General features: G+C 65.7%; 15 protein-coding genes. 12 read left to right on the plus strand and 3 right to left on the minus strand.

Going from position 1 to position 13,288, the window contains the following annotated elements:
- Position 1 precedes the first annotated feature (1 nt).
- From AC4BEG_RS23835 to AC4BEG_RS23845, 3 genes are read left to right on the plus strand one after another with little or no spacing between them, the layout of a single operon-like run.
- The gene (locus AC4BEG_RS23835; protein ID WP_490701780.1) at positions 2-904 is read left to right on the plus strand and encodes a ParB N-terminal domain-containing protein; all 903 of its coding nucleotides are present in this window, start codon (positions 2-4) and stop codon (positions 902-904) included.
- 26 nt (positions 905-930) lie between these two features.
- Positions 931-1,464 (plus strand): hypothetical protein, encoded by a 534-nt coding sequence (locus AC4BEG_RS23840; RefSeq protein ID WP_490701781.1) that lies wholly within the window; start codon positions 931-933, stop codon positions 1,462-1,464.
- A 23-nt stretch (positions 1,465-1,487) separates the two neighbouring features.
- Complete coding sequence (locus tag AC4BEG_RS23845) at positions 1,488-2,954, plus strand: phage terminase large subunit family protein (RefSeq protein WP_490701782.1); 1,467 nt, start codon at positions 1,488-1,490, stop codon at positions 2,952-2,954.
- Between the two features lie 19 nt (positions 2,955-2,973).
- Here the strand turns inward: AC4BEG_RS23845 and AC4BEG_RS23850 are convergent, their stop codons facing one another.
- Entirely contained in the window at positions 2,974-3,969 is a 996-nt protein-coding gene (locus AC4BEG_RS23850; protein ID WP_490701783.1) for a hypothetical protein, read from the minus strand.
- A gap of 946 nt (positions 3,970-4,915) precedes the next feature.
- Here AC4BEG_RS23850 and AC4BEG_RS23855 point away from each other — a divergent pair.
- The 6 genes from AC4BEG_RS23855 to AC4BEG_RS23880 all read left to right on the plus strand — a co-directional run bounded on the left by AC4BEG_RS23855 (position 4,916) and on the right by AC4BEG_RS23880 (position 9,721).
- Positions 4,916-6,655, plus strand: a complete 1,740-nt coding sequence (locus AC4BEG_RS23855; RefSeq protein WP_490701784.1) for a hypothetical protein — start codon at positions 4,916-4,918, stop codon at positions 6,653-6,655.
- 12 nt (positions 6,656-6,667) lie between these two features.
- Positions 6,668-7,444 carry a hypothetical protein gene (locus tag AC4BEG_RS23860; RefSeq protein WP_490701785.1) on the plus strand — a complete coding sequence of 259 codons (777 nt, stop codon included), beginning with the start codon at positions 6,668-6,670 and terminating at the stop codon, positions 7,442-7,444.
- A gap of 99 nt (positions 7,445-7,543) precedes the next feature.
- Positions 7,544-7,960, plus strand: a complete 417-nt coding sequence (locus AC4BEG_RS23865; RefSeq protein WP_490701786.1) for a head decoration protein — start codon at positions 7,544-7,546, stop codon at positions 7,958-7,960.
- A 14-nt stretch (positions 7,961-7,974) separates the two neighbouring features.
- Entirely contained in the window at positions 7,975-9,024 is a 1,050-nt protein-coding gene (locus AC4BEG_RS23870; protein ID WP_490701787.1) for a major capsid protein, read from the plus strand.
- Positions 9,024-9,314, plus strand: coding sequence for a hypothetical protein (locus AC4BEG_RS23875; RefSeq protein WP_490701788.1), 291 nt, complete (start codon positions 9,024-9,026; stop codon positions 9,312-9,314). Before AC4BEG_RS23870 ends, AC4BEG_RS23875 begins: the two co-directional genes overlap by 1 nt.
- Positions 9,315-9,385: 71 nt before the next feature.
- The gene (locus AC4BEG_RS23880) at positions 9,386-9,721 is read left to right on the plus strand and encodes a hypothetical protein (protein ID WP_490701789.1); all 336 of its coding nucleotides are present in this window, start codon (positions 9,386-9,388) and stop codon (positions 9,719-9,721) included.
- Positions 9,722-9,893: 172 nt separating this feature from the next.
- Here the strand turns inward: AC4BEG_RS23880 and AC4BEG_RS23885 are convergent, their stop codons facing one another.
- Positions 9,894-10,115, minus strand: a complete 222-nt coding sequence (locus tag AC4BEG_RS23885; RefSeq protein ID WP_236076029.1) for a DUF397 domain-containing protein — start codon at positions 10,113-10,115, stop codon at positions 9,894-9,896.
- Positions 10,112-10,933 (minus strand): helix-turn-helix domain-containing protein, encoded by an 822-nt coding sequence (locus AC4BEG_RS23890; RefSeq protein ID WP_490701790.1) that lies wholly within the window; start codon positions 10,931-10,933, stop codon positions 10,112-10,114. The genes AC4BEG_RS23885 and AC4BEG_RS23890 overlap by 4 nt, the downstream gene beginning before the upstream one ends.
- 597 nt (positions 10,934-11,530) lie before the next feature.
- Between AC4BEG_RS23890 and AC4BEG_RS23895 the strand changes: the two genes are divergently transcribed.
- The 3 genes from AC4BEG_RS23895 to AC4BEG_RS23905 are packed head-to-tail and all read left to right on the plus strand — an operon-like array spanning position 11,531 to position 13,055.
- The gene (locus tag AC4BEG_RS23895) at positions 11,531-12,046 is read left to right on the plus strand and encodes a DUF6415 family natural product biosynthesis protein (protein ID WP_490701791.1); all 516 of its coding nucleotides are present in this window, start codon (positions 11,531-11,533) and stop codon (positions 12,044-12,046) included.
- Complete coding sequence (locus AC4BEG_RS23900; RefSeq protein ID WP_490701792.1) at positions 12,043-12,465, plus strand: hypothetical protein; 423 nt, start codon at positions 12,043-12,045, stop codon at positions 12,463-12,465. Before AC4BEG_RS23895 ends, AC4BEG_RS23900 begins: the two co-directional genes overlap by 4 nt.
- On the plus strand, positions 12,462-13,055 hold the full coding sequence (locus AC4BEG_RS23905) for a hypothetical protein (RefSeq protein WP_490701793.1): 594 nt from the start codon (positions 12,462-12,464) through the stop codon (positions 13,053-13,055). The genes AC4BEG_RS23900 and AC4BEG_RS23905 overlap by 4 nt, the downstream gene beginning before the upstream one ends.
- Positions 13,056-13,288: the final 233 nt, after the last annotated feature.

The raw sequence follows: 13,288 nt of genomic DNA on the forward strand, positions 1-13,288 counted from the left end.
CATGGAGGAGTCCACGCAGCTTGCACCGCCGCAGATGGTGGAGGGCGACCCGCGCACGCTGACGCTGCTGGATGTGAACGCCCGGTTCCTGCCGCACGAGCAGTTCCGGCAGCTGATGGCGAACATCAAGCGGGACGGATGCCTGACCTCGACGCCGCTGGTGTGGAACGACACCGAGAATGGGCGGCTGGTCGTGCTGTCGGGGAACCACCGCACCTTGGCGGCGATCGAGGCCGGCCTGGAGCGGATCTGGTGGATGCAGATAGACGAGCCGCTCCCCCGCCAGCGGCAGATCGCGCTCCAGCTGAGCCACAACGCGATCGCGGGGCAGGACGATCCGGCGATCCTCAAGGAGCTGTACGACGAGCTGGAGAGCGTGGAGTGGCGGCAGTACACGGGGCTGGATGACAAGGCTCTGGACCTGCTGGAGAAGGTGGACGTGAGCAGCCTGGGCGAGGCGAACCTCGACTTCGCGTCGGTGCAGCTGATGTTCCTGCCCGACGAGCTGGAGCGGGCGGAAGCCGCGTTCGATGCTGCGCGGTCTACGGCCTCGGCGGACCAGCGGTGGGTGGCTGGACTGGAGCAGTACGAGCCGGTGCTCGACGCGCTGGAAACCTCACGGGCCGCATACAAGATCGGCAACAGCGCGACAGCCCTGGGCGTGATCCTCGCGGTCTTCGAGCGGCATCTGGGCGAGCTGGCCAAGGGATGGTTCGACACGGAGAGCGGTGAGGCGCATCGGGCCGGTACTGCTCCGTTGGAGACGGTCTTTGGCGTGCGAGAGATCCCCGTGGAGACAGCGGCCATCGTGCGCGCTGCGATTGACCGGCTCGTGCGGGACGGCAGCGTGCCGGAGTCCGAGCCGTGGCGTGTGCTGGACATCCTCGCTGCGCGGGAGCACTAGACCGGCTGTTGGCCAGGAGGTGAGCGGTGGCTGAGAGCCCCGTGGAGCCCTGGGAGCGGCAGGCGGCTGAGTCGGTCCAGGCGTTCGAGGCGTTCGCTGTGTACCGCGGTCTTGGTCCGGCGCGGAGTGTCACGAAGGTGGCACGGGAGTTGCATAAATCCCGTGCGCTGCTGGGCCGGTGGTCGCGGCAGTTCGCATGGGTGATGCGGGCTACAGCGTACGACCGTGAGCAGGACCGGGTTTTCCTGGCGGAGCAGGCGCAGGCGCGGAAGGACATTGCGCGTCGGCACGCGAAGTTGGCACAGGCGGTACAGAGCAAGGCGGTGGCGAGGCTCCAGGCTCTCGACCCGCGTGAGCTGTCGCCGTCGGAGCTGCTTCGGTATATCCAGGTGGCGGCCGAGATCGAGCGGCGGGCGGTCGGTGACGTCCCAGTGGGAACAGGGGTGGAAGCGGACGAGCAAGGGACGGCGGTTGCTGCCCTGTCGGATGAGGAACGGCGGGCGCGCATGGACCAGTTGAAGCGCGAGCTGGAGCGGCGTCTGGCGGAGGGTGCGCAGTGAGCCGTGGCCGGGCGAAGCTTCGAATGATCGAGAGCTTCGCTGATCCGGGGTTGATGAGCCTGGAGCAGTTGAAGGCCGAGGTCGCTGAGCTGGTCCAGGCCGATGAGCTGTCGGCCAGGCGCTGGGCGTGCGAGGTGGCGCACTGCGACGGGCTGCCGCACGAGGGGTGGCTTCACCACCACGCCCGTGCGGCGCAGCGGCAACCGGTGTGGTTGTGGACGGTGTGGATGCTGCTCACTGGTCGTGGTTGGGGTAAGTCGCGGACGGCGGCGGAGGCGGTTCGGGAGTGGGCGAAGACGCCGGGGTTGCAGATCGCGGTGGTGGCGAAGAACGCGACTTTGGTCAGGGACATCTGCTTCGACTCTCCGAAGTCGGGTCTGTTGTCGGTGTTCCCGCCCGAGGAGGTGGCGAAGTACAACTCGTCGTTGGGTGAGACGACGTTGCGGTTGAAGAACGGGACGTTGATCCGTGGGTTCGGCGCGGAGACACCGGACAACCTGCGTGGCTGGGCGTTCGACAAAGCCTGGCTGGATGAGTACGCGGCCTGGTCGCGGCATACCGCGCAGGAGGTTTACGACATGATTTGGTTTTGCCTGCGTGAGGCGGAGTCGCCACAGGTCGTGATCTCTACGACACCGAAGCCGTTGCCGCACGTGAAGCGGCTCGTTGAGCGCGGCCGGATGCAGGAGAAGCAGCATCGCGAGGGCGGGGAGCCGCCGCGGGTGGTGCTCACACGAGGGCACATGCGCGAGAACGACGCGAACTTGTCGGCTGCGGCGCGGGCGGAGTTGGAGGAGGACTACGCAGGCACTCGGTTGGGGCGGCAGGAGTTGTCGGGTGAGCTCCTTGAGGACGTGGAAGGCGCGTTGTGGAAGGCGTGGATGCTGGAGGTCGAGGGTTTCCGGCCTCGGTCCGAGCATCTGCCTGACCTCCAGCGCCTGGTGGTGGCGGTGGATCCGGCGACCAAGAGTCACGAGGACGCGGACCGGACGGCCTTCACGGTGGCGGGACGTGGCTGGCCGATGGAGACGATGTTTGGGGACGACCGGCCCCGTGGGTACCTGCTGCATGCGGAGCAGGATCGGTATACGCCGACGCAGGCGATGAAACGGGCTGCCGCGTTGTATCACGAGCACCGGGCGGACTGCGTGGTCATCGAGGCGAACAATGGCGGCGACTACTTGCCCGCGCTGTTGGAGCAGGTGGACCCGACGGTGAATTGGCGGATTGTTCACGCCACGAGGGGGAAGCGGGCGCGGGCGGCTCCGGTGGCGCAGTTGTACGAGCAGGCCCGGGTGTCGCATGTGGGTCCGGCTCGACTGTTTGCGGAGCTGGAGGAGCAGATGATGACGTTCGTCGGGTTGGGGGAGACGGAGGACTCGCCGGACTTGTTGGATTCGGCGGTGTGGGCGCTGTGGGATCTATTCCTCGATCCGACGATGCCAGTCCCACAGCGCGGCAGAGATGAACGACTGTCTGGCCGCAGATGAGATTCAGCTTCGAGCGAGACTACTCCTCTTGTAGTGCCTGCTGGGCATCTTCATGCTCTGGCTCCTCGTGGCGTTTGGCGCCCTCCGGTAGCTCGTGCATTTTATCTTCGTCTGGGAGTGCCCGGAATTGATCAAAGCTTGTCCCGGCAGCACCATATGGATCTTGGATGAACAGTGTTAGTGCGGTCCACATGTTTCGTTCGTCGCCCATGGTGTCAGGGAGCCGCAACCCTAGCGCCTCAGCCAACGGCTTCCGGCTTAGATTGACAAGGGCTTGCTGGGTTGCTGCCCATTCGCGGCACGACTGGACGGCCACTAGATACCATACTCGCGAAAGCGCAAGAGCGAGAACAGTAGTCAATATGAGGATTACTGCATTTGGATCCCCAGCGAGCCAGGCCCCAATTGAAATCAGGGCTAGAAGTGTGTGTCCGTATATGAGGGAGACGAAGAAATCAACCGAACTCCGGGCGATCTCCCCTTGACGGGAAACTTGTGGAGGAGCTGTCACGGACAACTCGTACCAGAGGGTTTGTGAGTCAAGCGTGAAGCGATTGAAGGCGTATTCTTCGAAGCGACGAATCGCGTTTCCCAGTCGAGTAGGGCATAGCTGGTTATCAACGTCTATAGGGTAGGTATTTCTCTTCTCCCGCGAAAGAGCCTGCTGGATTTCGCTTGTTGCTTCTTTGATTTCTTTCTCGATGTTCGACACTCGAGTCCGCTGGCGTTTTACGGCCAACTCATATAGGCATTTCGGCCAGAATAGGTAGCCCTCGAGTATTCGGTACAGGGGTCTGTGCAGGCTATTTAGAAGGATGCCAATTGCGACCACTGCGACGATGAACACCCAGGGATTGTTGGCGATTGCCTTGATGCCGTGGGCATCGAAGGACCTGTCTTGCAGGCTTGGCAGGATCAGTATTGAAAAGATGGCAACGTTAATACTTGTTGGCAAAAACCAGCCGACAAGCAGTGACCACCCGCCTCCCAGGACGCCTTTCGCTAGATCGTTCACCGGTCTCCTCCCATTTGTGGTTCTGCAGGCTGAGTCGGCTGGGGATTAGGCCGAAATGGCGGACCCGGAGGTGGCGACGGAGCGGGAGCGGGTGGTGGAGTCGGTCGAAATCCAGGACCGGGCGGACGCGTCCATGCGGCCCGCACGCGTGCACGAAACACTGCATCGCCGACGTGGGACCGTAGGTGCTGTGCGAGGCTTGAGACATTTGTGAACTCGTTAGGGTCTTCCTTTACCGCCCTGAATGCCTCGCTTGCTGCAGGGTCTGAATTAATACGTGAGGCGACTAGACGCACCAGTTCGTTCGATTGATCAGCACTGGCTAGATCTGCAACCCGGAGGGCAACGCCGAGTGCCGCGACATCCTTTCGATGTCCGATCGACCTGCGTACGGTAGCCCGGAATTCCTTGTCACGCCCTCGCTTGCGGATTCGGTCCGACAGGTTAAGGACCGCGTCCGATTGAGGGTTCGCCTTCGCTGTCTCAAGCGCCGCGCGAGATTCTTGATCTTCGATAAGTCTGGACTCGACCAGTTCCCGAAGAAGCCTGGGAGACTCGATCGGACCATCACCAGCCGCAATTCTGGCGATAGCAAAGGCTTCAGGCGGAGATAGCGGTTTGGCCATATCGGCCTCCGTGGACGAAAAGTATTGCTAAGTTCCGTATGAACCGGCGTCCATGAGTCCCTGCCCCACACATGCCGGGAGCACGGTTGTCGCTTGATTATCGAACAATCTCGTATGAGCCTCAGATCGCTTCCTGCCTTCTAGCGTGCTACTGCCAACTCAGTCTCGCCACTCGGTGCCACGCTCCATGGCGTCTGGTCGCGTCCGCTGAACTCAGCTTCTGAAGAAGAGCCATGCCGGGTGGTAGGCGGTGGTACCTCGATGGGGTGTGGTCCTACCCTGTTAGACAGGGCGCGGGGCGAAACGCCGGAAGGGGACCTGTGCGCCTGCGCCAGTTCGTGATCGATGCGTGGTCGTGGCTGAACTACAAGCCGGTTATGGCCGATGCCGGCCGACCGGCGAGCCGGTCTTTCCCCGAACTGGCTGCCTCGTGGCTGCCGCCGCATGAGATGCGGCGGCTCGCGGCGTACAAGGTGTTGGCGAGCTACGACAACAACCAGGCTGGGCAGCTCGCGGCGGTCTCCGGCGACGAGGCGGCGCTGGAGCGGCGCGAGCTGGGCGACGCGGCGAACCTGGTGGACACGGCGCTGGGCTATCTGCTCGGTTCGGACCAGAGGATCGCCGTGGCTGGGGCCGAGCACGCCGACGACGAGGTGCCGGAGCCGGGTGCGACGGAGGCCGCGGCGCTCCAGGAGCGCCTGCGGACATGGGCCGAGAAGGAGCTGCTGACGCTTCGGATACAGCAGGCGGAACGCGCGGCCGTACTGCTGGGCGACAGCGTGTACGTGCTGGCGTGGAACCCGGACAAGCAGCGGCCGACGTTGCGGGTGTACGACCCCGGCTTTTACTTCCCGCAGTGGGACGACGACCAGGACCAGGACTTCCCGGCCCGTGTCCACCTGGCGTGGGAGCTGCCGGAGGATCAGGACGCGGGGCTGAAGGCCAGGGTGCGGCGGGTGACCTACGAGCTGGGGCCGGTCTCGGAGGGCGAGGAGGGGGCGGTGCGGCGGTACCCGTGGGAGCCGGGACGGTTGTCGAACGTGACGTGCTATCTGACGGATGCCGAGTGGCTGTTGGAGGACTTGAAGCGCGGCGAGACGCTGGACCGGCTGCCGATGGACAAGGCCAGCTTCCGGGTCCGGGCGGACGGCACGGAGCTGAACCGCCTGGATCTGATGATCGACTTCGTGCCGATCGTCCACATCACGAACACGATCCCGGACGGTGGGGAGCACTGGGGCCGCTCGGCGATTGCGCGCGTGCTCCAGGGCCTGGACGAGCTGGCTGCGACCGACTCGGACAGCTCGGCCGCCTCGGCGACGACGGGAACGCCGATCATCGGGCTGGCCGGGGCCCGGCTGCCGGTGGACCGGGCGACGGGCAAGCCGGAGAAGCTGAAGGTCGAGGCGGGGGCGGTGTGGCAGCTCGGTGAGTCCGGGCGCATGGATGCGCTGGACACTTCGCCGCAGTTGGCGGAACTGAGGGCGCGGGTGGAGCACCTGTTGGACCGGATCGCGGCCAACTCGCGGATCACGGCTGCGGGGTTGGGGACGCTGGATGCCTCGGAGGTTCCGTCGGGGTACGCGCTGAAACTGGCGCTTGCGCCGCTGGATGCGTTGGTGGCGTCGATGCGGCTGGCCAGGGAGCACAAGTACCGGTTGCTGTTGAAGTTTGTGCAGCGGCTGTTCCAGGCGGGGCAGGCCGAGGGGTGGACGGCCGGAGAGTCGTTCCCGGGGCGGTTGGCGTGGGCGCCCCACACGCCGACGGACAGGGCTGCGGTGCTGGAGGAAGTTGTGCAGGCATACGGGGCGGGCGTTTTGTCGTTGGAGACGGCGGTGCAGATGCTCTTGGACGCGGGCTATCCGATCGACGACGCCTCGCAGGAAGTGGTACGCATCCGGGCCAAGGCTGAGCAGGAGACGGCCGCGCGGCTGGCCGAGGCGGCGGTACGGCGTGGGGAACTGGACGGGCGGGAGCCGGAGGACGAGGGTGATGCTGGGGGCGGGGATGCGGCCGAGCGCCTGCCCGAGCGGGTCGGCGGCGGGGACGGGGGCGCGTGAGGGTGGGGTGGTGTGCGGCTGTCGGTGGCGTTGTCGGCGCTGCTGGCTACACTGATCGGCAGCGCGGGGGCGCGCACCTGGAGGAGTTGTATGGTCCGGCCCCTGCCGACTCGCAGCCCTGTCGGCTATCGCCGTGATGGGCGGCCGATCTTCCCGATTCTCGGGGCCTCGTCGGAGGATGAGACGAACGACCAGTTGGACGACGCCGTTGACGGCGGTGGCCAGGAGCAGCAGGTCACGGTGACCCAGGATCGTCTGGGGAAGATGCTGACGCGGGAGAAGGCCCAGGGTGAGCGGGCTGCGATCAAGCGTATGTTGGCGACACTCGGGTTCGATACGCCGAAAGCACTGACGGAGTTCGTCACCGCGCAGCGGGAGGCCGAGCAGGCCGCGCTGTCGGAGGTCGAGCGCCGGGAACAGGCAGCGGCTGAGCGGGAGTTGCAGGCGGCTCGTCGTGAGGAGCTGGCGGCCGAGCGGGAGCGTTCGGCCTTGCGGCGGGCGGCGCTGGTGTCGCTGGGTGCGTCGGGGGAGGACCTCGTCGACGCCGAACGGCTGCTTGCTGATGACGAGGACGCGGACGAGGTGCAGATCCAGGCGGCTGCCGAGGCGCTGCGGACGCGGCGGCCGGAGCTTTTCGGCGAGGTACGCAATCCGGTGCCGTCGGCCCCCGCGGGCGCCCCGGCCGGGCGTGGGCCGACGCGCACGACTCCGGTGCAGAAGCCGGGCGCGGTGGGTCTGGAGATGGCCCGCCGCCGCGGGCTCGTCGCCGAGTTCAGCGACGCCCGCTGACTCAAGAGCTGTGGGGACCACGCCCCTTCGACTTCGTGGACGGCACTGCCCCCTTGGGCGGTGTGCGGAATCTGACCGCATCGTCCATGGAGACACAGCATGTCCATTCAGCCCGTTTCGAAGTCCGAGTACACCACCGCCAATCGCGAGTGGCTGGGGGCTCTGCACGGCACCGACTCGACCGACACCATCACCCTTGATCTGAACCTGTTCACCGAGGGCGTGCACTACGAGTTCGCTGACGGCTGTGAGCCGTACGGGCGGGTCTTCTCCGGGGTGCCGGTTGGCAAGGTCGCCGAGTCGAAGCTGTGGGGCCCGTACGACCCGGAGGCGTCCTGCGGTCGCCAGGTGCTGCGCGGCTTCGTGTTCGCGGAAGTGCCGTTCGCCCCGGGCCAGACCCGTGTCCCGGCGGCGCTGCTGTGGCACGGCGCGGTGAAGGCGTCTTGCGTCCCGGGTGGCATCGACCTGTCGCAGCTGGCGTGGCACCCGCGCGCTGCACAGATCCTGTTCGTGTGAGCGGGGCCTGAGCTGTGACGATTCAGGACCTGTTGAAGGACGTCCAGGTCGTTGACCTGACGACGTTCGCCCGCGCGATACCTAGCCCGAAGGACTTCCTGCTCACGCAGACGATCTTCCCGACGATGGTGCTGCCGGAGGTCAAGTGGCGGGTCAAGGACTCCGGCCGGTATGTGAATGTCGCAAAGTACCGTGCGTTCGACGCCTCCGTGCCGTTCGCGACCCGCGAGGCGTGGCAGACCTCCCGCGAGGGGGCGCTGCCTGCGCTGGGCCAGAAGCTCGTGGTGGGTGAACAAGAGCAGATCCTGCTCGAAGCCTCCCGCGGCTCGGACCAGGACCGGCTGATCGAGCTGCTGTATGACGACGTCGAGCGGCACGTCGAGGCCATCCGGTCGCGGCTGGAGCTGGCCGTTGGCGACGTGCTGGCGGATGGCAAGTTCTCGCTGGTGCAGGAGAACGGGCTGACGCTGGAAGTGGACTGGAACGTCCCCGTGGAGAACATGCCGGTCGCCGCCCGGCCGTGGTCCGATCCGGCTAGTGATCCGATCGCCGATGAGCTGCGATGGATTCAGCACCTGGACGACATCGGCGCTCCCGAACCGGAGCTGGTGGTCACCAGCCGGAAGGCTTTCTCGTACCTTGCGGCGAACAACGCCTATCGAGCGGCGTACTACGGGTCGGTGAACCCATCGACCACACCGACGGCGACGCTCACCCCGCAGCAGATCAACGTCGTGCGAGGCAACTACAGCCTGCCGCCGATCACCTTCTACAAGGCGCAGGTGCGGGTGGACGGCAAGCCGCGCAAGGTACTGCCAGAGGATCTGTGGGTGCTGGTGCCGCCTGAGCGGGAGAAGTGGGCGCAGACCATGCTCGGCGTGACAGCCGAGGCGCTGGTCCTCTCGCGCGGCACGAACCCGGAGATCGTCCGCGAGGACGCCCCGGGCCTGATCATCACCCGTGGTGTGCAGGATGACCCGGTTCAGATTTGGACCAAGGGCGCCGCTGTCGGCATGCCGGTGATGCACACCCCAGACGCCCACATTGTGGCGAAGGTGCTGTGATGCCGCGCCTGATTGCTGCCGTGTATGTGAAGGACCCGGCCACGCACGAGGAACTGATCCTTTTGCCTGGTGAGTGCCCTGATCCGACGATCGCTGCGCTGGTGACGAACCCGGATGCGTGGGATGTGGCGCCAGGTGAGTGCGCCCCGGTGCCAGTGCCGGTCGTGGTGGGCGGGCCCGACCTGACCACTGGAAGGGGTGCGCCCGAGCCGGAGCAGGAGGAGGTCGGTGGGGGCGAGGCGAAGAAGGCTCCATCGCGGCGATCCCGCTCCTCGTCCGCGTCGTCGTGATCGTTCATTCGGCCCGTTCCGGGGGTTGCACCTGGCGCCGGGCCGTACGTCGCGTGGGGAAGGATGTGCTGGTGGATGAGTTCCAGCGGTCGTGGCTGCTGGCACAGCTCGGCCCGGATGCGGACCCGGCTGACCTGGAGCGCCGGTTCTTCCGGCTGCGGTCAGTGCGAGCGGTCGCCCTCGAGGTGCTGGGCGAGCGGCGCGCCAAGCTCCTCGCCGACCCTCTGAAGCTCACCGTGGACGGCGTGGTGACCATGGACCTTCAGGAGAACCTGCGAGGCGTTGAGCGGCAGATCGAGCAGGTTCGCCAGGCCCCGGCGCCGGACGATCCCGCTGACGAAGGCGAGGACGATGGTGACGCGATGATGGGGGTGACCTGGCTGGTGCCGGTGCGCCGCTACCGGTGACGTGGGGGGCAGCAGGCCAAGGTAAGTTGAAGGCGTACTGGGCTGACTTGGGCGCAGTGTCGTTACTGTGCCTACTGGGAAAGCTCTTCACGGTGGCTCCCGGCTCGGTACCTACTCACCAGGCGCCGATCTGGGAGCCACCGTTACTGGAGGCCTCACCCTGGGCGAGGTGTCAGTCGACGCCGGGGCTCTGGATGGCGAAGGCGATGAATGCCGCCCATCCTTGTGGTGACACGGTGAGGTTTGGGCCGCTGATGTCCTTTGAGTCCCGTACGTGGATGGCGTTGGGTCGGGCTGCGACCTCAACGCACTGCCCGCCGTTACTGCCGCTGTAGCTGCTCTTGACCCAAGTGAGGTCGTCGCAGGCGTGCATCGTGGCCTGCTCGATGGTCATAGGTTCCCCGCCAGTTCTTCGATGAGCTTCACTGAGTCCTCCGCATTGAGGGCTTGGCCCCGGATGATTCCATACCGTCCTTCGAGCGATCGGACCTTGTCCGGAGCTGCGATCCAGTCGCTCCCCGCTTGCCCTTCCACGTATCCAAGCCGCTTGCCCTCAGCAGTCTCCAGAAGCGTGAGGGGGCCATCGAAGCCAGCGTGCGTCTCACAGGCCGTTGGAAGCACCTGAATTGTTACATTCCGCATGCGAGCGCACTCGATCAGTTTATTGAGTTGGACCTTGAGCGCCGACTTTCCTCCGATCGGACGCCGAAGTACCCACTCCTCGATGACGAAGCTGAGCATGCAGGTGGGCTTGCGGGGTAGCAGGGCTTGTCGCTCTAGTCGGGCAGCGACTCGGGCCTCGACCTCCTCGTCGTCGAGAGTCGGATGGTGGGCGCTCAGTACTGCATGGGCGTAAGCCTCGGTCTGTAGCAACCCATTCACCACGTGGGTGTCGTAGATGTCGATGCGGAGGGCGCTGGCTTCAGCCTGAACGTACTCCTCGAACCACTCGGGGAAGAGGTACTGGTTGGACAGATGTTCGCCTACGACGACTAGGACACCATGGGCCTGGAGTGCGGTGTCGACAGCCTCGATGTAGTCCGGCTGTGCTCGGCGTTCGCCCCTTTCGATCTTTCGTACGAGGTCAACGGAGTACGGGATCTTGTCGCTCAACTCCTGGGTGCTCAGCCCTCGAACTTCGCGGAGGCGCTTCTGTTGGGCACCGAAGATGACGTAGCTCGGCGGCCTGTCATCCTTGTCCTCGCTGGTCAACGGTCTCCTCCTTTCGACTATGGCCCTGCGGCGGGACAGGGCAGTACAAAGTCCTACCGCAGGAGCCCAGTTCGCTTTGTCCACCGGGAAGAGCTACCGATCCTGGCTCTCCGTCACCAGTGTGTGACACATGATCTCCAAACCTCGTCTAACGCAAACGACCTTTGTGCCGGGAGCGTTGGAGGGTGACCAGGGTCCGGTGCATGAGGGGCCGGTGTGGCTGCCTTCCAGCGGAGTCCATATGGTGCGGGCGGGAGCCCACTTCGATGTGGTCCGCGTCCCCGGAGAACGCGGGATCGCCACAGCACATGATCTGTGCGCGACGGCTCCGGGGCGCAGCGGACCGATCCTTCGGCAGCTACTCGGCACGGATGTCACCCTCTTCTTCGTGATGCCGGACCCGCAGGAGACCGTTAAATGGCCTCCTGGCATCAGGGAGCTTCGGAAGGACGAGACCGTACGACTGCCTGCCCTCGGAACCAATGACAGCGGCAGTGAGTGGGTGGCTTGTCCTACAGCTGCCGCTCCATATGTCGACCGACGAGCACTTCAGGCAGTGCTCATCCGGGCGACCGGCTGGACCCCGGTGGAGGGGGCGTGAATCTCCATCGGGGCACAACATCGCGGCGCTCGACGGTGCAAGTGGCGGTCGGCCAGACCAGTGGGCTTCTGCGGCGTCAGGCCAAGCAACTGGAGGTCGAGACCACTCGCTTGGCTTCTCCCGAGACTGTTCGTGCGTGCGTCACTCCCCTGCACAACTCGTTCATCTACGACGAAGGGATCGCTGACGACCTGGACACGGCCTTCGGCTTGCAGTCGGCCCTGCTCACCATGGAGGACGTACAGGAGCTGGCGCCCCGCATCGGCCGCCATCTGCGTCAGTTGCAGAACATCGCTGTCCAGCGTGGCGCCGGAGCCCTGAGTCCGGAACTCACGGCGATTGTGAAGCGAGCACAGCGGCTTGAGGTCGAGCCCCCGCCTACCGATCTCGCATCAGCCCGGGGACATGTGCGTCGGCTGGCGCTGGCGGTCGAAGAAGTGCTTGAGGTGCTGGCAGCCGAGACGACCGACACCGCTGGCTCCACCCACGTCGAGGAACGGTGGTCAGCATGACGCTGCCCCGCGGCTACTGGTGCCAGGTGATCTACACGGAACCGGATCGGCCCGACGCCGTAGTGCTGAGCACGACGACCGGCTTCCCCGGCCGCGCGGTCACCTGGCTCAGGGCGACCGTACGGAAGGTTGCCGTCGGCCTGGATCGTGAAGCCTTCGGGACCGTGTGGGCGTGGCTTGGCGATCACCACGGCGCAAGCACCACCGTTCAGAAGCTGAGTGCAGGTGTGCCCTACACCGCCCGCTTGGGCAATGACACATGCCCGGTGTGGCTGGTGGTCCACCCCGTCTCGTACCTGCCGCTCATCGATGTCTGTACCAGTTCCTCTCAGCTTGCGTTATGCGATCCCCGCCGGGCCTGGGCGCTTGGCCAGGTGGCGCGCACGCTGTACCGCCGTTCTCCCCGGAGGTCCGCATGACCAGCACGACCATCAGGCTCTCGGAGAGTGATCGCACCGAACTCGTGTCAGCAGTGCAGGAGCTTCGGTCCGCTCTCCGGCAGGCTGGAATCCAGGGGCTGGACCCCGATATCGGGCCGCACGGTCCACTCATCGGGCTCAATGCCCTCAACGTGCGTGAAGCCGGTGCGCTGGCCCGTCTGATCCGTGCGGGGATGCGCCGGACCTTCAAGGTCACCGAGCAGCTTGGAAGGGCGTTCCTCGCTCACAAGCTGGAGGTGCCGGCCCCGAAGGTACACGGGGGTCGCATCGTGCTCGGCGAGGTCTCTGTGGCCACCGCCGCGCAGCTTGCCATCCTGCTCGGTGCCCCGCGAGATGAAGTGGAGGCCGGGGCCGAGGCGACGGGGTGTGTGGCCGTGTGGGCTCACCACGTACGAGTGCGTGATCTGCTCGCCGACTCCTATAAGGCAGTCACCGGGTTCGTTCTTGGCCATGTGTACGCCCACCCGGACTGCATCCGATGCAGTCACGAGCCCAGCATCGAGCTCGGCTCGATAGACGTCGAGGCCGCTCGGCGTCTGCTGGCAGCCCTTCGGGCCGCCGTTCCCTGAGCCGGTCGCCGGTGCGGACCGGATACGACGCACCGGCGACCTTTCCAAGTGGGTCCTTCTCAGTCCCAGCGCGGCCACCGTGCACGCGCCCGTACGGCGGGCCCCGGGACACCCCTGGAGAGGACGGCGCCACTGCCCAGCCAACGCCGACGCTGGGAGCTGGCGCCCCAGCCGCCTCGCCCGCAGTCACCGAGCGGCGGCTGGCCACGCCACTTCCTCCACACCACCGCATC

This window comes from Streptomyces sp. JLBJ103, assembly GCF_058215575.1.

Coding starts and splice junctions, on each gene's coding strand:
- AC4BEG_RS23835 (WP_490701780.1), top strand. CDS start 2: ATGGAGGAGTCCACGCAGCTTGCACCGCCGCAGATGGTGGAGGGCGAC.
- AC4BEG_RS23865 (WP_490701786.1), top strand. CDS start 7,544: ATGTCCATTCAGCCCGTTTCGAAGTCCGAGTACACCACCGCCAATCGC.
- AC4BEG_RS23845 (WP_490701782.1), top strand. CDS start 1,488: ATGATCGAGAGCTTCGCTGATCCGGGGTTGATGAGCCTGGAGCAGTTG.
- AC4BEG_RS23885 (WP_236076029.1), bottom strand. CDS start 10,115: ATGACCATCGAGCAGGCCACGATGCACGCCTGCGACGACCTCACTTGG.
- AC4BEG_RS23900 (WP_490701792.1), top strand. CDS start 12,043: ATGACGCTGCCCCGCGGCTACTGGTGCCAGGTGATCTACACGGAACCG.
- AC4BEG_RS23875 (WP_490701788.1), top strand. CDS start 9,024: ATGCCGCGCCTGATTGCTGCCGTGTATGTGAAGGACCCGGCCACGCAC.
- AC4BEG_RS23905 (WP_490701793.1), top strand. CDS start 12,462: ATGACCAGCACGACCATCAGGCTCTCGGAGAGTGATCGCACCGAACTC.